This window comes from Enterobacter sp. 237C8 (assembly GCF_034106865.1).
GTDB classification, from domain to species: Bacteria; Pseudomonadota; Gammaproteobacteria; order Enterobacterales; family Enterobacteriaceae; genus Enterobacter; species Enterobacter asburiae_B.
The window spans coordinates 1,371,826-1,388,198 of record NZ_JAWNDF010000001.1 but is presented as its reverse complement, the minus strand read 5'-3'; the positions used below and the strand labels follow the sequence as shown (position 1 = coordinate 1,388,198).

Genomic DNA, 16,373 nt, shown 5'->3' with positions numbered 1-16,373 from the left:
TATTTCTTAAAAATGAATAATACTAACCACCTTATTCACGAAACGAGAATGCCATGGACTTAACCCAGCTTGAAATGTTTAACGCCGTCGCGCTGACGGGCAGCATCACCCAGGCGGCGCAGAAGGTGCATCGCGTGCCGTCTAACCTGACGACCCGCATCCGCCAGCTGGAAGCCGATCTTGGCGTTGAGCTGTTTATTCGTGAGAACCAGCGTTTGCGCCTATCTCCCGCCGGACATAACTTTCTGCGCTACAGCAGGCAGATCCTCGCCCTGGTGGATGAAGCGCGCATGGTCGTCGCGGGTGATGAGCCGCAGGGGCTATTTGCCCTCGGCGCGCTGGAAAGCACCGCCGCGGTGCGCATTCCCGAAACGCTGGCTCAGTTTAACCAGCGCTATCCGCGCATCCAGTTTGCCCTTTCTACCGGGCCATCCGGGACGATGATTGATGGCGTACTGGAGGGAACCCTCAGCGCCGCCTTTGTCGACGGGCCGCTGTCGCACCCGGAGCTGGAGGGCATGCCGGTCTACCGGGAAGAGATGATGCTGGTCACGCCTGCCGGGCACGCGGAGGTCGCCCGCGCCACGCAGGTCAGCGGCAGCGACGTTTATGCCTTTCGCGCGAACTGCTCGTACCGTCGACATCTGGAAAGCTGGTTTCATGCGGACAGAGCCACGCCCGGCCGCATTCATGAGATGGAGTCCTATCACGGCATGCTCGCCTGCGTCATTGCGGGCGCGGGCATCGCGCTGATGCCGCGCTCGATGCTGGAGAGTATGCCGGGACATCATCAGGTTGAAGCCTGGCCGCTGGCGGAAAACTGGCGCTGGCTTACAACCTGGCTGGTGTGGCGGCGCGGAGCGATGACCCGCCAGCTGGAAGCTTTTATAGCGCTGCTAAACGAACGTCTTCAACCAGCGCCTTCTCCATAAACAGGCTGAGCGGATCGTCAGCGTACGGGGCAAACGCCGGACGCAAATCGTACCCGCACTGCTCGTACAGGCGAACCGCAGCGCGCTGTTTGATGCCCGTCTCCAGCCTTACCGTGTGGCAATGGCGGCTCAGGGCCTCATCTTCCAGGGCGGCCAGCAGCGTCTCGCCGAGATGCTGCCCGCGATGGGCCGGATCGATATAGACCCGCTTCATCTCCCCCGTTCCGTCGCCGTTGAGCACGATGGCTCCGCAGCCTACGGCGTGCAGCTGCTGGTCACGAATGACCATCAGGATCAGCGAGGCTTCCGGCAGCGCGGACAGGTCGAGAAGATGATTGCTTTCGGCGGGATAGAGTTCGCTCTGGTAGCGGTCAAGCGCCGCGATCAGCGTGAGAATGTCCGGATGACGTGCAGATTCAGAGGTAATGGAATACATGGCAGGCTCCTTGCTGTTTTTATATCAACATAGCTCAGGCCTGCCGGGGTGGTTCATAGTATTAACTTATAGCGCGTCACTCAGCTAGCGCAGGAAGATTCGCCCTTTCAGGTACAGCGTAGCCTGGCCGCCAATCAGCACGCGGTCGCCCTTCAGCTCGCAGCGCAGATCCCCGCCACGGTATGACACCTGGCGGGCATTGAGTGACATTTTGCCCAGCTTTTCGCTCCAGTAAGGGATCAGCATGCTGTGGGCGGATCCGGTGACGGGATCTTCCGGCACCCCTTCGCCAGGGCAGAAGAAGCGGCTGACGAAGTCATATTCTTCTCCCGGCGCCGTCACGCAGACCATTTTATCCAGCGGAAGCATGGCCCCAATATCCGGCGTTAACGCTTCCACCTGCTGCTGGCTCTCCAGCACCACCATGTAATCGCGTCCGACGCGCACCTCTTTCGCCTCCGTGATGCCCAGCGCGCTAAACAGCACCACAGGTGGGTTTTCGACGACTTCCGTCGTCCACGCGGGGAAGTTCAGCGTCAGCCAGTCGCCGCTGCGCTTGACGGTCAGCTCGCCCACGAAGCGCGTGGTGAAGGTGATTTCGGTATGCGGATAATCAAGGTATTCGAAAATGACGTGCGATGCGGCAAGCGTAGCGTGACCGCACAGGTTAATTTCATCCAGCGTGGTGAACCAGCGCAGCTCAAACCCGCCGTCGGTGCGCACGAAAAAGGCGGTCTCAGACTGGTTATGCTGTTGCGCCATTTTGAGCAGCGTTTCGTCCGGCAGCCATTCTTCCAGAGGACATACCGCTGCGGCGTTGCCGCCAAAGGTTTTATCGCTGAAGGCATCCACCAGATAAAAATCAATTTCCTGCATTGTCTCTTCCTCTCTTGTTATGGGTTTTTAGCGCAGAAAAACTGTGCCTTTCAGATAAAGCGTGGCCTGCCCGCTCATCAGCACGCGCGAACCTTTCAGCTCACAGCGCACATCGCCGCCGCGCGCTGAAACCTGACGGGCAAACATCGTGGTTTTGCCCAGCTTTTCGCTCCAGTATGGGATCAGCATGGTGTGCGCGGAGCCGGTGACCTGGTCTTCCGGGACGGAAACGCCCGGTGAGAAAAAGCGGCTGACAAAATCATATTCCCCCTCACCGCGCGCCGTAACGCTCACCTTATGCTCGCCCGGCGTCATCACCGAGAAGCGCGGCGCAAGCGCTTCAACCTGCTGGCGATTTTCCAGAACGATCAGCCATGCGCGCCCTTTACGGGCTTCAACGTAGCGGCTGATACCCAGCGCCGAGAGCATCTCCGGCGGGGGTGTCTCTTCATGGGTTTGACATGCCGGGAAGTCCAGCGTCATCCACTCCCCCTCCCGGCTGACGGTGAGGCGGCCAGAGGCGGTTTCAAAGTGGATCCGCGAATCCGGGTAATCCAGCTCGGTAAACAGCACGTGCGCGGCCGCCAGCGTAGCGTGGCCGCAGAGATTGACTTCGGTAAGCGTGGTAAACCAGCGTAGCTCAATGCCCCCTTTACTGCAGACGAAAAAAGCCGTTTCCGACTGATTATGCTGCTGCGCCATTTTCAGCAAGGTCTCATCGGGTAACCATTCCTTGAGCGGGCAAACGGCGGCCGGATTGCCGCCAAACAAGGTGTCGCTGAACGCATCTACCAGATAAAAATCAATCTCCTGCATTGTCTTACCGCCTGTTTTTATTGTGTTGTTCTTTTATATTCAATGAAAACGGCGTTCCCGGCTACCGCTTTCATAAGGTAAATATTGAGATCTGCGTCACATAATGGTTGAGTTTTCGCCGTTCGACGTTTTAAGATCGTCTCCTCTTCTTTTCAGCAACGAATCTCCGACATCCCTATGACAACGAACACAGTTTCCCGCAGGGTTGCGTGGCTACGCGTGGTCACGCTGGCCATCGCCGCGTTTATTTTTAACACCACAGAATTTGTTCCGGTTGGGCTGTTGTCTGACATCGCTGAAAGTTTCCAGATGGAAACGGCGCAGGTGGGCATTATGTTGACCATCTACGCCTGGGTTGTGGCGCTGATGTCCTTGCCGTTTATGCTGCTGACCAGCCAGATGGAGCGGCGCAGGCTGCTGATCGGCCTGTTTGTGCTGTTCATCGCCAGCCATGTCCTGTCGTTTATGGCGTGGAATTTTACGGTGCTGGTCATTAGCCGCATCGGCATTGCCTTTGCCCATGCGGTGTTCTGGTCGATCACCGCGTCGCTGGCTATTCGACTCGCGCCAGCGGGTAAACGCGCCCAGGCGCTGAGCCTGATTGCCACCGGTACCGCACTGGCGATGGTGCTGGGTCTGCCGATTGGCCGCATCGTAGGGCAATACTTCGGCTGGCGTACGACATTCTTCGCCATTGGTATGGGCGCGCTGGTTACGCTGGTATGCCTGATTAAGCTGCTGCCCGCGCTGCCGAGCGAGCATTCCGGCTCGCTGAAAAGCCTGCCGCTGCTGATGCGTCGCCCGGCGCTGCTGGGTATCTACCTGCTTACCGTCATTGTGGTGACGGCCCATTACACGGCGTACAGCTACATTGAACCCTTTGTGCAGGTGGTGGCGGGCTTTAGCGCCAACTTTGCCACCATCCTGCTGTTGATCCTCGGCGGAGCGGGCATTATTGGCAGCGTGCTGTTCGGTAAGCTGGGTAACCGGCATGCGTCAACGCTGGTGAGCTGCGCTATCGGTCTGCTGCTGGCCTGCCTGCTGCTGCTGATGCCTGCCGCAGGCAGTGAAAGCCATCTGGCGATCCTCAGCCTGTTCTGGGGCGTGGCGATCATGATTATTGGTCTGGGCATGCAGGTGAAGGTCCTGGCCCTGGCGCCGGATGCAACGGACGTCGCCATGTCGCTGTTCTCAGGGATTTTCAATCTGGGGATTGGCGCGGGCGCGCTGGTGGGAAATCAGGTAATACTGCACGTATCAATGTCGGCGATTGGCTATCTGGGCGCCATTCCGGCCCTGGTGGCGCTGGTCTGGTCAGTGCTCATCTTCCGTAAATGGCCGGTGGCGCTGGAGGAACAGGGTCAGCACGGGTGAGCCTTCTTGCCGGGTGGCGGCTTCGCCTTACCCGGCCTACAAAACCCGCAGGCCCGTGCAAGCGAAGCGCCACCCGGCAATTGCATCAGTGATAGGTCTTAATAATTTCCAGCACGCCGTTAATAATAAACTGCACGCCCATACAGACCAGTAAGAAGCCCATCAGACGGGAAATCGCCTCGATACCGCCCTTGCCTACCCAGCGCATAATGGCCCCAGAACTGCGCAGCGACGCCCACACGATAACCCCGATAATCGCAAAAATCAGCGGTGGCGCAACCGTCAGCACCCAGTCCGGGAAGGTTGCGCTGTCGCGCACCGTTGATGCGGAGCTGATGATCATCGCGATGGTACCCGGCCCCGCCGTGCTCGGCATGGCAATCGGTACAAAGGCGATATTCGCACTCGGCTCGGTTTCCAGCTCTTCCGATTTACTGGCCGCTTCCGGCGACTCATGCGCTTTTTGCGCCGGGAACAGCATGCGGAAACCGATAAAGGCCACAATCAGCCCCCCGGCGATACGCAGGCCGGGGATGGAAATCCCGAAGGTGTTCATCACCACCTGTCCGGCATAGTAAGCCACCATCATGATGGCAAACACATACACCGAGGCCATCATCGACTGATGGTTGCGCTCGGCGCTGTTCATATTCCCTGCCAGACCGAGGAACAGCGCCACCGTCGTTAACGGGTTAGCCAACGGCAGCAAGACCACCAGCCCAAGGCTGATTGCTTTTATTAAATCCAACATAGTGCGTTGTCGTCCTTATCCATATTTAACACAGCAATTATAGGGTGAAAGTGTGACATTGAGCCATGGGTGCAACGCAACGATTATTTCCGTCCTGGAAAGATAACTGACAGTTATCTATATGATTTGAAAGACCTCAAAAAAAGTTCATGAAACGTTTTAGCAATTCGTGGCATCGGCTGACTCATTCAGTTGACTTATACTTGCCTGAGCAATAATATCTGCCGTGACTAACTACTTGCCAGGGCAACCATTGTGAAAAGCACCAGTGATATCTTTAACGACGTTGTTCCGCTGGGTCGTCTTATTCATATGGTAAATCAGAAAAAAGATCGCCTGCTCAATGACTATCTGTCACCGCTGGATATCACCGCAACACAGTTCAAAGTGCTGTGTTCCATTCGCTGCGAAGTGTGTATCACACCGGTTGAGCTGAAAAAGGTGCTCTCTGTCGATCTGGGCGCGTTAACCCGCATGCTGGATCGTCTCGTCTGCAAAGGATGGATAGAACGAAGCCCTAACCCGAATGACAAACGCGGCGTACTGGTGAAGCTGACCAGCGATGGCGCGGCCATGTGCGAGCAATGTCATCAATTAGTAGGACAAACACTGCATCAGGAACTAACAAAAAACTTAACGGCAGATGAAGTGGCAACCCTTGAGCTTCTGCTCAAAAAAATACTGCCGTAAACAGAAAAAGAGGTATGACGATGTCCAGACGCAATACTGACGCTATCACCATTCATAGCATTTTGGACTGGATCGAAGATAACCTGGAATCGCCGCTCTCCCTTGAAAAAGTGTCAGAGCGTTCAGGTTACTCCAAATGGCACCTGCAACGGATGTTCAAAAAAGAGACCGGTCATTCATTAGGTCAATACATTCGCAGCCGCAAGCTGACGGAAATTGCCCAGAAACTGAAAGAAAGCAATGAGCCGATCCTTTATCTGGCGGAGCGTTACGGATTTGAATCGCAACAGACCCTGACGCGTACGTTCAAGAACTATTTTGACGTGCCGCCTCATAAGTACCGAATCACCAGCGTGCCGGGCGAATCCCGATACCTGTATCCGTTAAAACACTGTAGTTAATCATCGCCTGTAACAGACGTAACCGAGGAAATCATGAAAGTTACCGCCTCCGCCGCCCTCGCCTTGCTGGTGCTGTTCTCCAGTCAGACCTTCGCGGAGCAAACCCCTCGTGCAACGCAGCAAAATAATCCTGATACGATGATTTTGCCGTCAGCACATGACCAGTCGCCTTATGATTTCAACCATATGGGTGCTGGTAGCGACAAATCCGACGAATTAGGCGTGCCTTATTATAATCAGCACGGCCTCTGATTCGTTTTTGCCCCGCAGACGCGGGGCTTTTTTTTATGCCTTTTCGCTTACCCGCGTCGCCCGACAAACCCGCAGACCAAACACGTTAATGTACAGCCCGGCCATGATCAGCACGGCGCCAATCAGTTGCAGCGCGCTCAGCGTTTCATCCAGCAAGAGTGCCGCACTGGCAAGCCCCACCACCGGCACCAGCAGGGATAACGGCGCCACGCGCCAGGTTTCATAACGCCCCAGCAGCGATCCCCAAATCCCGTAGCCCACAATGGTGGCGACAAAGGCCAGATAGACAAGAGAAAGGATTGTGGTCAGATCGATCTCGACCAGGCTGTTGAGCATGACGTCCGGACCATCCAGAATAAACGACGCCGCCAGAAACGGGATTATCGGGATCAGCGCGCTCCAGACCACCAGGGACATCACCGCCGGGCGCGCCTCGTGCTGCATAATCAGCTTGTTGAAGATATTCCCGCAGGCCCAGCTCAGCCCCGCCGCCAGCGTCAGCATAAAGCCGAGCAGCGCCACATCCTGGCCGTTCAGGCTGGCTTCAATAAGCACCAGCACGCCAAACACCGCCAGCGTAATGCCTGCCAGCTGTTTTCCCTGTAAACGTTCGCCAAACACGAAGGCGCCGAGAATGATGGTAAAGAACGCCTGCGCCTGCAGCACCAGCGAGGCCAGACCGGCCGGCATCCCGAATTTGATGGCGCAGAAGAGAAACGCGAACTGGCCAAAGCTGATGGTCAGGCCATAGCCCAGCAGCAGCTTTAACGGGATCTTCGGACGGGCGACGAAAAAGAGCGCCGGGAACGCGACCAGCAAAAAACGTAAACCGGCGAGCATCAGCGGCGGCATGTTGTGCAACCCCAGCTTGATGACCACAAAATTGAGCCCCCATACTACGACCACCAGCAACGCCAGCAGCCCGTCTTTACGCGTCATACCCTGCCCCTGAATTATTAATTATTTGTTAACAGTTCAAGGTAACAGAAAAAAGTGCGCGGCGAGAAGATCATTAATTCTGGCAGTCAGGCTAAGCACTTACGGATAAATTGGGCGCTATACAAGCCCCTTATGTCGTGATACTCCTTTTAGGACACAACATAAAAAGCATAAGCAACTGTCGGGCAGGAATATGAAACCATCTCTCAGGCGCTCAACCGCAGCGCTGCTGGCGTCGTCATTGTTATTAACCATTGGTCGGGGAGCAACGCTGCCGTTCATGACCATTTATCTCACGCGCGTCTACAGCATGAGCGTCGAGAATATTGGTTATGCACTGACGATTGCGCTGACTATCGGCGTGGTGTTCAGCCTGGGATTTGGCATTCTGGCCGATAAGTTTGATAAAAAGCGCTACATGCTGATTGCGATCGTGGCCTTTATCGCGGGGTTTGTCGCGATCCCGCTGGTCGATAACGTCACGCTGGTGGTGCTGTTCTTTGCGCTGATCAACTGCGCCTATTCCGTCTTTTCGACGGTGCTGAAGGCCTGGTTCTCCGACGTGCTCACCGCAAGCCAGAAAGCGCGCGTTTTCTCGCTTAACTACAGCTTTCTGAACATTGGCTGGACGATCGGGCCGCCGATTGGCACCCTGCTGGTGATGTACAGCCTGCAGCTGCCGTTCTGGCTGGCGGCCTTCTGCGCGGCGCTGCCGCTCGGATTCATCCATTTCTTCGTGCAGAAAAGCGTTGCGCTGGATACCGCCGAGGAGAAGATGCCCTGGCAGCCGTCGGTATTGCTGAAAGACCGCGCGCTGTTCTGGTACACGCTCTCTGGCCTGCTGGCGTCATACGTCGGCGGATCGTTCGCGACCTGTATTTCCCAATACGTTCTGGCCGCGCATGCAGACAGTAATTTCGCCGAAAAGGTGGTCGCCGTGGTATTGCCCGTCAACGCCGCCGTGGTGGTGACGCTGCAATATGCGCTGGGCCGCAAGATCTCTGCCAGCAATATTCGCCCGCTGATGACCCTCGCCACCCTGTTTTTTATCGTGGGACTGGGTGGCTTTATGCTCTCCGGGGAAAACCTGGTTTACTGGGGCATCGCTGCCGCCATCTTTACCCTGGGTGAGATTATCTATGCACCGGGCGAATACATGCTGATCGACAACATTGCCCCGCCGGGGATGAAGGCAAGCTATTTCTCTGCGCAGGCGCTGGGCTGGCTCGGCGCGGCGGCAAACCCGATGATCACCGGTATTATCCTGACCAACCTGCCGCACTGGTCGCTATTTGTCATCATGATGGTCGCCATCGTTATTGCGTGGCTGATGATTTTGCGTGGGATGAGCGTGAAGGCGTGGTGTGAAACGCCCAACGTGGCGTAGCGCTTCCAGGCCGGGTGAGGCGTAGCCGCCACCCGGCAATAAAGCATCAGTGGTGCAGCATTTCCTCTACCACCTGCTCTTTGTACATCTCATTCGGATAATAGGTCGGCCAGTTATCCATCTCTTTCAGCAGCGCCTCGTGGGAGGTGTTGCCCATGAAAATATGGAAGTGCGAAGAGGCCTTCGGGGCGATGGTGTGGTCGCTGAACTGAACAAACTTTGGTGCCTTGCTGCCGGCATCCTTACACTCAAACAGGTAGCGAACGCCTTTTTTTCCCGATGCGTAGGTCAGTATTTTGTAGCCGCTGTAATCATACTGACAGCGGCTGACCGCTTTGCCCTTATGAAATTCCATCACGTTGTTTTCGATGCCGATAGCATCCACGTCCGTCGCATAGCCCTTGCGGTAGTACGCTTTCACCTCGTCAAAGGTTTTGCTTTTGTCTTTCTGCGCTTTCTGTTTAAAAACCGGATCCAGCGAGCCGTCCATCAGGAACGGATAGACCGACTGCCAGGTCCCGTCCCAGTCAGACAGCGCTCTGTCCTTCACGTCCTTATCCTCAAACACGCCGTTCGCCGCCCTCTGTTCCGCTTCGGTCATCTGATGGCCGTGCGAGTGAGCAAACAGCTGGCCGCTGACCAGCAGCGCCCCCAGAGTCATGGCAAATTTCCCAAAATGTGCAGCCAACATAACACCCTCATTCCGTTTTATAAGAATTCGAATGTTATATTATAACATTTTAAATCGCAACCAGCCCGCGAACGCCCTCCTGCTCCATGTTTTCACCCCGGCCGCGCTGGATAATCGTGCCGCGTGACATCAGCAGATAGCTGTCGGCCAGCTCGGCGGCAAAGTCGTAAAATTGTTCGACCAGCAGGATCGCCATGTCGCCTCGGTTCGCCAGGGTGCGGATCACCTGTCCAATCTCTTTAATCACCGATGGCTGTATGCCTTCGGTCGGCTCATCCAGAATCAACAGCTGCGGACGGCTCGCCAGCGCGCGACCAATCGCCAGCTGCTGCTGCTGTCCACCGGAGAGATCGCCCCCGCGGCGGTGCTTCATCTCTTTAAGCACCGGAAACAGCTGCCAGATCTCATCCGGAACCTGCTTCGCCTCGCGGGCGGAAAAACGCGACAGCCCGAGCAGAAGATTCTCTTCCACGGTCAGGCGCGGGAAAATCTCGCGGCCCTGCGGGACGTACGCCACGCCAGAGTGCACCCGCTGGTGCGGCTTGCTGTGGGTGATCTTTTTACCCTGCCAGATGACCTCCCCGGTTTTCGCCGGGATCAGCCCCATCAGACACTTCAGCAGCGTGGTTTTCCCGACGCCGTTGCGCCCCAGCAGGCAGGTGACTTCTCCGGTGACGGCCTCAAAACTCACGCCGCGCAGGATATGGCTGCCGCCGTAATACTGATTCAGTTCGTTAACCTGTAACATAATCGCTCCTTAGCGCCCCAGATAGACCTCAATCACCTGCTCGTTAGCCTGCACCTCGCGAAGCGAACCTTCCGCCAGCACGCGTCCCTGATGCAGCACCGTGACGTGGTCGGCGATAGTCTCAACAAAGCCCATATCGTGCTCCACCACCATCAGGGAGTGCTTACCCGCCAGCGTTTTGAACAGCTCGGCGGTGTATTCGGTTTCCGCGTCGGTCATCCCGGCGGCCGGTTCATCCAGCAGCAGGTGCGGGTCCTGAACCAGCAGCATACCGATCTCCAGAAACTGTTTTTGCCCGTGCGAAAGCAGCCCGGCGCGGCGGTCGCGCTCGCTGCTAAGGCGCAGCAAAACCAGCATCTCATCGATGCGGTCGCGCTGTTCACCGTTGAGTTTTGCCCGCAGGCTCGCCCAGACGGATTTATCGGTTTTCATGGCGATCTCCAGGTTTTCCCACACCGTCAGCGCTTCAAAAACCGTGGGTTTCTGGAATTTACGCCCGATCCCCTGGCGGGCAATGGCCGCGGGCTCCAGCGCGGTCAGGTCGATAGACTGATCGTAAATCGCCCTGCCGCTCTTTGGCCGCGTTTTGCCGGTGATGACGTCCATCAGCGTCGTTTTACCGGCGCCGTTGGGGCCAATCACGCAGCGCAGCTCGCCCACGCCAATATTCAGCGACAGATCGGTCAGGGCCTGAAAGCCGTCAAAATTGACGTTAATGGCCTCAAGCTGCAGCACCGGGTCGGTCTGTTCACGGTAACGATCGCCGGGCAACTGGCGGGTGAATAACCCTTCGGCTGGCTGCATTATTTCTCTCCCTTTCGAAACAGACCGTAGACGCCGCGCGGTAAAAACAGCGTGACGGCGATGAAAATCAGCCCCAGGAACAGCTGCCAGTATTCCGGCATCGCGACGGTGAAGAAACTCTTGGCGCCGTTCACCAGCGCCGCGCCAATCACCGGCCCGACCAGCGTGCCGCGCCCGCCCAGCGCCACCCAGATTGCCGCTTCTATTGAGTTCGTCGGCGACATTTCACCGGGGTTGATAATGCCTACCTGCGGGACGTACAGCGCCCCCGCCAGGCCGCACAGCACGGCTGAGAGCGTCCATACCAGCAGCTTGAACCCGCGCGGATCGTAGCCGCAAAACGTCAGGCGGTTTTCGGCGTCGCGAACGGCGGTCAGGATGCGGCCAAACTTGCTCTTCGCCAGCGCAAATCCGGTGCCTAACGCCAGGAGCAGCAACAGCACGGTCGCCAGAAACAGCGCGATACGGGTGGTCGTTTCCGTTACCGAAAACCCGAGCAGCGTGGTGAAGCCGGTAAAGCCGTTATTGCCGCCAAAACCGGTTTCGTTGCGAAAGAACAGCAGCATCCCGGCATAGGTCAACGCCTGGGTCATAATCGAGAAGTAGACCCCTTTGATCTTTGAACGGAAGGCGAACCAGCCGAACACCAGCGCCAGCAGGCCCGGTACCATCACAATCAGCACCAGCGCCCAGGCAAAATGCTGGGTTCCCCACCAGAACCACGGCAGTTCGCTCCAGGAAAGAAACGACATAAACGCAGGAAGACCGTCACCCGCAGCCTGACGCATCAGGTACATGCCCATCGCGTAGCCGCCCAGGGCGAAGAAGATGCCGTGCCCAAGAGAGAGCATCCCGGCGTAGCCCCACACCAGATCCAGCGCCACCGCAACGATGGCATAGCAGAGGATCTTGCCAATCAACGTCAGCATCCAGGTCGACAGCGCCAGCGGATGCGTCGCAGGCAGTAAGGCGAAAAACGGTAATATCAGCAGACACACCACCATCAGGCTACCTGCAAGTTGCGTTGTGCGCGGCGCTTTGCGCGCCAGCGTTAAGGTCAGCGGCTGGCTCATCAGTCAATCACCCTCCCTTTCAGCGCAAACAGCCCCTGAGGGCGTTTTTGAATAAACAGCACGATCGCCACCAGAATCACGATCTTGCCCAGCACCGCCCCCATCTGCGGTTCAAGAATTTTATTGAAAATACCCAGGCCAAACGCCGCGGCCACGCTGCCTGCCAGCTGGCCTACGCCACCGAGCACGACCACGAGGAAAGAGTCGATGATGTAGCCCTGACCCAGCTCCGGCCCGACGTTACCGAGCTGCGATAGCGCCACGCCGCCTAACCCGGCAATTCCTGAGCCAAGCCCAAACGCCAGCATATCGACGCGGCCTGTCGGTACCCCGCAGCAGGCGGCCATGCTGCGGTTCTGCGTCACCGCACGCACGTTGAGCCCCAGACGGGTTTTATTCAGAATGAGCCAGGTAAAGAACAGCACCAGCAGCACGAAGCCCAGCACCACAATGCGGTTCCACGGCAGCGTCAGGTTGGCAAAAACCTGCACCCCGCCGGACAGCCATGCCGGGTTGGCCACCTCCAGGTTCTGGGCGCCAAACGTCATGCGCACCAGCTGGATGAGCATCAGGCTAATCCCCCACGTTGCCAGCAGCGTTTCCAGTGGGCGACCGTACAGATGGCGGATCACGGTGCGCTCCAGAACCATCCCGATGCCCGCCGTCAGGCAGAACGCGACCGGAAGCGCGATAACGGGATAGAGCGCCAGCCACTGGGGCGCAAGCCCGGCCATTGCCTGCTGCACCATCCAGGTGGCATACGCCCCCAGCATCAGCATCTCACCGTGCGCCATATTGATGACGCCCAGCAGGCCGTAGGTGATAGCAAGCCCCAGCGCCGCCAGCAGCAGCACCGGCCCCAGAGAGAGCCCCATAAACGCCTGGCCCAGCAGATCGCCCCACATCAGTCGATGCTGGATCTGGCTCAGACTCTCCTGCGCGGCGGCGCGCACCCCGGCATCCGGCTCTGTCTGTGCCTGGGTAAACGGGGTAAGTCTGGACTCCACGTCCGGATCGTCTGACTGCCCTAATAACTCGACGGCCTTGCGGCGCACCTCTGCCTGCGGGCTGGCTAGCTGGAGGTTCGCCACCGCCAGTAAAAGCGCCTGACGTGCCACCGCGTCCGTTTCATCGTTTACCCGCTTTTCCAGAAAAGCGAGCATTCCGGGCTGTGCATCACGCTGAAGCTGACGGGCTGCGGCCCGCCTTTCTGTGACACTGTCACTCACCAGCTGATGCGTAGCGATAGCCGTGGCGGCCAGCACGCGCAGCCGGTTGGTCAGACGAACGGCTTTGGCTGCCCCTTCGGTCGACTTAGCGTCACCGAGCGAAACCATTTGACCGTTGCGCTGCGCAAAGGCGTGCTTTTGACTGTCGGTATAGAGGTTTTCTTTTTGCAGTGCCTGCAGCAGCGGCAGCCTCGAGGCGTCCGGCGCGGCGGCCCACTGCGTCAGCAACTCTGCCTGCTGGCTGCGGCTGGCGGCAACAAAACGATCGGCATCCGATGCCTGCGCCATCCCTGGCAGCAGTCCGGAAAGCCATACAAGAGCGATGAACATGCGCATGGCGTTCATGACGTTTCTCCCTGGTGATGGCTTAGTTGCTGGCGGTTTTCATCGGCTGGTCGGGCTTTTTGTCATTCCCGGCGATGAACGGGCTCCACGGCTGGGCGCGTACCGGCTGTTCCGTCTGCCACACCACGTTGAACTGACCGTTGCCTTCGATTTCACCGATCATGACCGGCTTATGCAGATGGTGGTTGGTGGCATCCATGGTGAGCGTAAAGCCTGACGGCGCCTTAAAGGACTGGCCGGCCATCGCCGCACGCACTTTATCCACGTCGGTAGTACCCGCTTTTTCCACCGCCTGCGCCCACATATGAATCCCCACGTAAGTCGCTTCCATCGGGTCGTTGGTCACCACGGTATCGGCGTTCGGCAGCTTGTGCGCTTTGGCATAGGCTTTGTAATCCGCCACGAAGGCCTGGTTGGTCGGGTTATCCACGGATTCAAAGTAGTTCCACGCCGCGAGGTTGCCGACCAGCGGTTTGGTGTCGATCCCGCGCAGCTCTTCTTCACCCACGGAGAACGCCACCACCGGCACGTCGGTTGCCTTCAGACCCTGGTTAGCCAGCTCTTTGTAGAACGGTACGTTGGAATCGCCGTTGATGGTCGACACCACGGCGGTTTTGCCGCCCGCGGAGAATTTCTTGATGTTAGCGACAATGGTCTGGTAGTCGCTATGACCGAACGGGGTGTAAACCTCCTCGATGTCCTTATCCTCCACCCCTTTCGAATGCAGGAAAGCGCGCAGGATCTTGTTGGTGGTGCGCGGATAAACATAGTCCGTACCCAGCAGGAAGAAGCGCTTCGCCGCGCCGCCGTCTTCGCTCATCAGGTATTCCACCGCGGGGATGGCCTGCTGGTTCGGCGCGGCGCCGGTATAGAAGACGTTTGGCGACATCTCTTCGCCTTCATACTGCACCGGATAGAACAGCAGACCGTTCAGCTCCTCGAAGACCGGCAGCACGGATTTGCGCGATACCGACGTCCAGCAGCCGAATACCACCGCCACTTTATCCTGACTTAACAGCTGGCGCGCCTTCTCGGCAAACAGCGGCCAGTTTGAGGCGGGATCCACCACCACCGGTTCCAGTTTTTTACCCAGCACGCCGCCTTTGGCGTTGATCTCGTCGATGGTCATCAGCGCGACGTCTTTCAGCGGCGTTTCGGAGATGGCCATGGTGCCGGAAAGAGAATGCATGATCCCCACTTTGATGGTATCGGCCGCCTGCACGCCAAAACTCATTCCCATCGCCACGACGGATGCGGATAACGCAAAGGCTTTTAATAAGGTACGACGCTGCATATTTTCACTCCTGAAAAAGAACGCTGTGCGAAAACGTCCGTTACGGCGTGGACGCGGAAAAAAATGTGTCAGCGAAGCAGGAGCAAAAAGGATGCCAGAATGGAGGAAGCGCTATTTCAGGAAGGGGAACGCAGGATGTAAAGAGAACGTCTCAGAATGGCACAGCGCTGCACTTTTATAATGCAGCGCTGTGGATGAGGCTTTACCAGACTTCGCTGGCGATCTGCGTGACCAGACGGACTTTGTCCCACTGCTGGGATTCGCTCAGGCTGTTGCCCTCTTCGGTAGAGGCAAAGCCGCACTGCGGGCTGAGGCAAATTTGCTCTTTTGCCACGTATTTCGCCGCCTCTTCCAGACGGGCTTTAATCCCCTCCGGGTTCTCCAGCTCGCCGTTTTTCGTGGTGATCAGGCCCAGCACCACCTGCTGCTTGCCCGGGCGAATGAAGCGCAATGGCGCGAAATCCCCGCTGCGGTCGTTGTCGTATTCAAGGAAGAACGCGTCAACGTTGACCGTCCCGAACAGCACTTCCGCCACCGGCTCATAGCCGCCTTCGGAAATCCAGGTTGAACGGAAGTTACCGCGGCAGACGTGCAGGCCGATGGTCAGATCGTCCGGCTTGCCTTCCAGCGCCTTGTTCAGGACGCGGGCATAGATGCGTGCCAGCTCATCGGCATCGTCACCGCGCTCGCGGATCTGACGGCGCTGATCGTCCGAACAGAGATAGGCCCAGACGGTATCGTCCAGCTGCAGGTAACGGCAGCCCGCGTCGTAAAATGCGCGGATGGCGTCGCGCCAGGTGGTCGCCAGATCGTCGAAATAGTCATTCAGATCCGGGTAGACCGTCGCATCGATGTCTTTACGGCCGCCGCGGAAATGGAGCACGCTCGGGCTGGGAATGGTCATCTTCGGCTGAGCATTGCCGCTGATGCTTTTCAGGTAGCGGAAATCTTCGAGCATCGGATGGTCGCCAAAGCCCAGCTTGCCGGTCACGCGCACGCCGTGGGCTTTGGTTTGTACCCCGTTGAACTGAATGCCCTGCTGTGAATCGTAACGCTCAACGCCCTGCAGACCGTCGAAGAAGTCGAAGTGCCACCAGGCACGGCGAAATTCACCGTCGGTGACCACATGCAGGCCGCACGCACACTGCTGCTCAACGACGTGGCGAATGGCATCATCCTCTACCGCGCGAAGCTGTCCGGCGTCAATTTCGCCGCTGGCGAACTTCAGGCGAGCCTCTTTGATGGCATCCGGGCGTAAAAAACTGCCGACTACATCGGCGCGGTACGGGGCGTGCTGTCGTTGCATGGAAATCTCCTCAGTCTGCCGGCGATAAT

At 57.7% G+C, this 16,373-nt stretch carries 18 protein-coding genes; 6 read left to right on the top strand and 12 right to left on the bottom strand.

What is annotated here, in order from left to right:
- The first annotated feature begins 53 nt into the window (after positions 1-53).
- On the top strand, positions 54-932 hold the full coding sequence (gene ptrR, locus USF70_RS06790; protein WP_033145537.1) for a putrescine utilization regulator PtrR: 879 nt from the start codon (positions 54-56) through the stop codon (positions 930-932).
- Here the strand turns inward: ptrR and USF70_RS06785 are convergent.
- The 3 genes from USF70_RS06785 to USF70_RS06775 all read right to left on the bottom strand — a co-directional run bounded on the left by USF70_RS06785 (position 886) and on the right by USF70_RS06775 (position 3,060).
- Positions 886-1,368, bottom strand: a complete 483-nt coding sequence (locus tag USF70_RS06785) for a GNAT family N-acetyltransferase (protein ID WP_047653295.1) — start codon at positions 1,366-1,368, stop codon at positions 886-888. The two genes, ptrR and USF70_RS06785, sit on opposite strands and share 47 nt — an antisense overlap.
- Before the next feature lie 84 nt (positions 1,369-1,452).
- Positions 1,453-2,244 (bottom strand): PhzF family phenazine biosynthesis protein, encoded by a 792-nt coding sequence (locus tag USF70_RS06780; protein WP_320735439.1) that lies wholly within the window; start codon positions 2,242-2,244, stop codon positions 1,453-1,455.
- A gap of 27 nt (positions 2,245-2,271) precedes the next feature.
- Positions 2,272-3,060, bottom strand: coding sequence for a PhzF family phenazine biosynthesis protein (locus USF70_RS06775; RefSeq protein ID WP_320735438.1), 789 nt, complete (start codon positions 3,058-3,060; stop codon positions 2,272-2,274).
- A gap of 177 nt (positions 3,061-3,237) precedes the next feature.
- On the opposite strand from USF70_RS06775, the gene USF70_RS06770 reads away from it, so the two are divergent.
- Positions 3,238-4,434, top strand: coding sequence for a sugar transporter (locus tag USF70_RS06770; RefSeq protein WP_032657078.1), 1,197 nt, complete (start codon positions 3,238-3,240; stop codon positions 4,432-4,434).
- Positions 4,435-4,519: 85 nt separating this feature from the next.
- On the opposite strand, the gene USF70_RS06765 is transcribed toward USF70_RS06770, so the two are convergent.
- Positions 4,520-5,185 carry a MarC family NAAT transporter gene (locus USF70_RS06765; protein WP_023311775.1) on the bottom strand — a complete coding sequence of 222 codons (666 nt, stop codon included), beginning with the start codon at positions 5,183-5,185 and terminating at the stop codon, positions 4,520-4,522.
- Between the two features lie 255 nt (positions 5,186-5,440).
- Here USF70_RS06765 and marR point away from each other — a divergent pair, with 255 nt between their 5' ends.
- The 3 genes from marR to marB are packed head-to-tail and all read left to right on the top strand — an operon-like array spanning position 5,441 to position 6,528.
- Positions 5,441-5,875, top strand: coding sequence for a multiple antibiotic resistance transcriptional regulator MarR (gene marR / locus USF70_RS06760; RefSeq protein WP_008502236.1), 435 nt, complete (start codon positions 5,441-5,443; stop codon positions 5,873-5,875).
- Positions 5,876-5,895: 20 nt separating this feature from the next.
- Positions 5,896-6,276, top strand: a complete 381-nt coding sequence (marA, locus tag USF70_RS06755) for an MDR efflux pump AcrAB transcriptional activator MarA (protein WP_008502237.1) — start codon at positions 5,896-5,898, stop codon at positions 6,274-6,276.
- 33 nt (positions 6,277-6,309) lie between these two features.
- Positions 6,310-6,528, top strand: a complete 219-nt coding sequence (gene marB, locus USF70_RS06750; RefSeq protein ID WP_029741246.1) for a multiple antibiotic resistance protein MarB — start codon at positions 6,310-6,312, stop codon at positions 6,526-6,528.
- Positions 6,529-6,561: 33 nt separating this feature from the next.
- Here the strand turns inward: marB and eamA are convergent, their stop codons facing one another.
- Complete coding sequence (eamA, locus tag USF70_RS06745; RefSeq protein WP_320735437.1) at positions 6,562-7,467, bottom strand: O-acetylserine/cysteine exporter; 906 nt, start codon at positions 7,465-7,467, stop codon at positions 6,562-6,564.
- Positions 7,468-7,660: 193 nt separating this feature from the next.
- On the opposite strand from eamA, the gene ydeE reads away from it, so the two are divergent.
- Entirely contained in the window at positions 7,661-8,854 is a 1,194-nt protein-coding gene (gene ydeE, locus USF70_RS06740) for an efflux MFS transporter YdeE (RefSeq protein ID WP_047060864.1), read from the top strand.
- Positions 8,855-8,900: 46 nt separating this feature from the next.
- Here the strand turns inward: ydeE and zinT are convergent, their stop codons facing one another.
- The 7 genes from zinT to USF70_RS06705 all read right to left on the bottom strand — a co-directional run bounded on the left by zinT (position 8,901) and on the right by USF70_RS06705 (position 16,344).
- A complete protein-coding gene (gene zinT, locus USF70_RS06735; protein ID WP_087822860.1) occupies positions 8,901-9,542 on the bottom strand; it encodes a metal-binding protein ZinT in 642 nt (213 codons plus the stop codon).
- Positions 9,543-9,594: 52 nt separating this feature from the next.
- Positions 9,595-10,293, bottom strand: a complete 699-nt coding sequence (gene urtE / locus USF70_RS06730; protein ID WP_087822571.1) for an urea ABC transporter ATP-binding subunit UrtE — start codon at positions 10,291-10,293, stop codon at positions 9,595-9,597.
- A gap of 9 nt (positions 10,294-10,302) precedes the next feature.
- A complete protein-coding gene (urtD, locus tag USF70_RS06725) occupies positions 10,303-11,097 on the bottom strand; it encodes an urea ABC transporter ATP-binding protein UrtD (RefSeq protein WP_320735436.1) in 795 nt (264 codons plus the stop codon).
- Positions 11,097-12,170 (bottom strand): urea ABC transporter permease subunit UrtC, encoded by a 1,074-nt coding sequence (gene urtC / locus USF70_RS06720; RefSeq protein WP_045888382.1) that lies wholly within the window; start codon positions 12,168-12,170, stop codon positions 11,097-11,099. The genes urtD and urtC overlap by 1 nt, the downstream gene beginning before the upstream one ends.
- Positions 12,170-13,744 carry an urea ABC transporter permease subunit UrtB gene (gene urtB, locus USF70_RS06715; protein ID WP_320735435.1) on the bottom strand — a complete coding sequence of 525 codons (1,575 nt, stop codon included), beginning with the start codon at positions 13,742-13,744 and terminating at the stop codon, positions 12,170-12,172. The genes urtC and urtB overlap by 1 nt, the downstream gene beginning before the upstream one ends.
- 22 nt (positions 13,745-13,766) lie before the next feature.
- Positions 13,767-15,038 (bottom strand): urea ABC transporter substrate-binding protein, encoded by a 1,272-nt coding sequence (urtA, locus tag USF70_RS06710; protein ID WP_014883816.1) that lies wholly within the window; start codon positions 15,036-15,038, stop codon positions 13,767-13,769.
- A 202-nt stretch (positions 15,039-15,240) separates the two neighbouring features.
- On the bottom strand, positions 15,241-16,344 hold the full coding sequence (locus USF70_RS06705) for a cobalamin-independent methionine synthase II family protein (protein WP_033145525.1): 1,104 nt from the start codon (positions 16,342-16,344) through the stop codon (positions 15,241-15,243).
- Positions 16,345-16,373 lie beyond the last annotated feature (29 nt).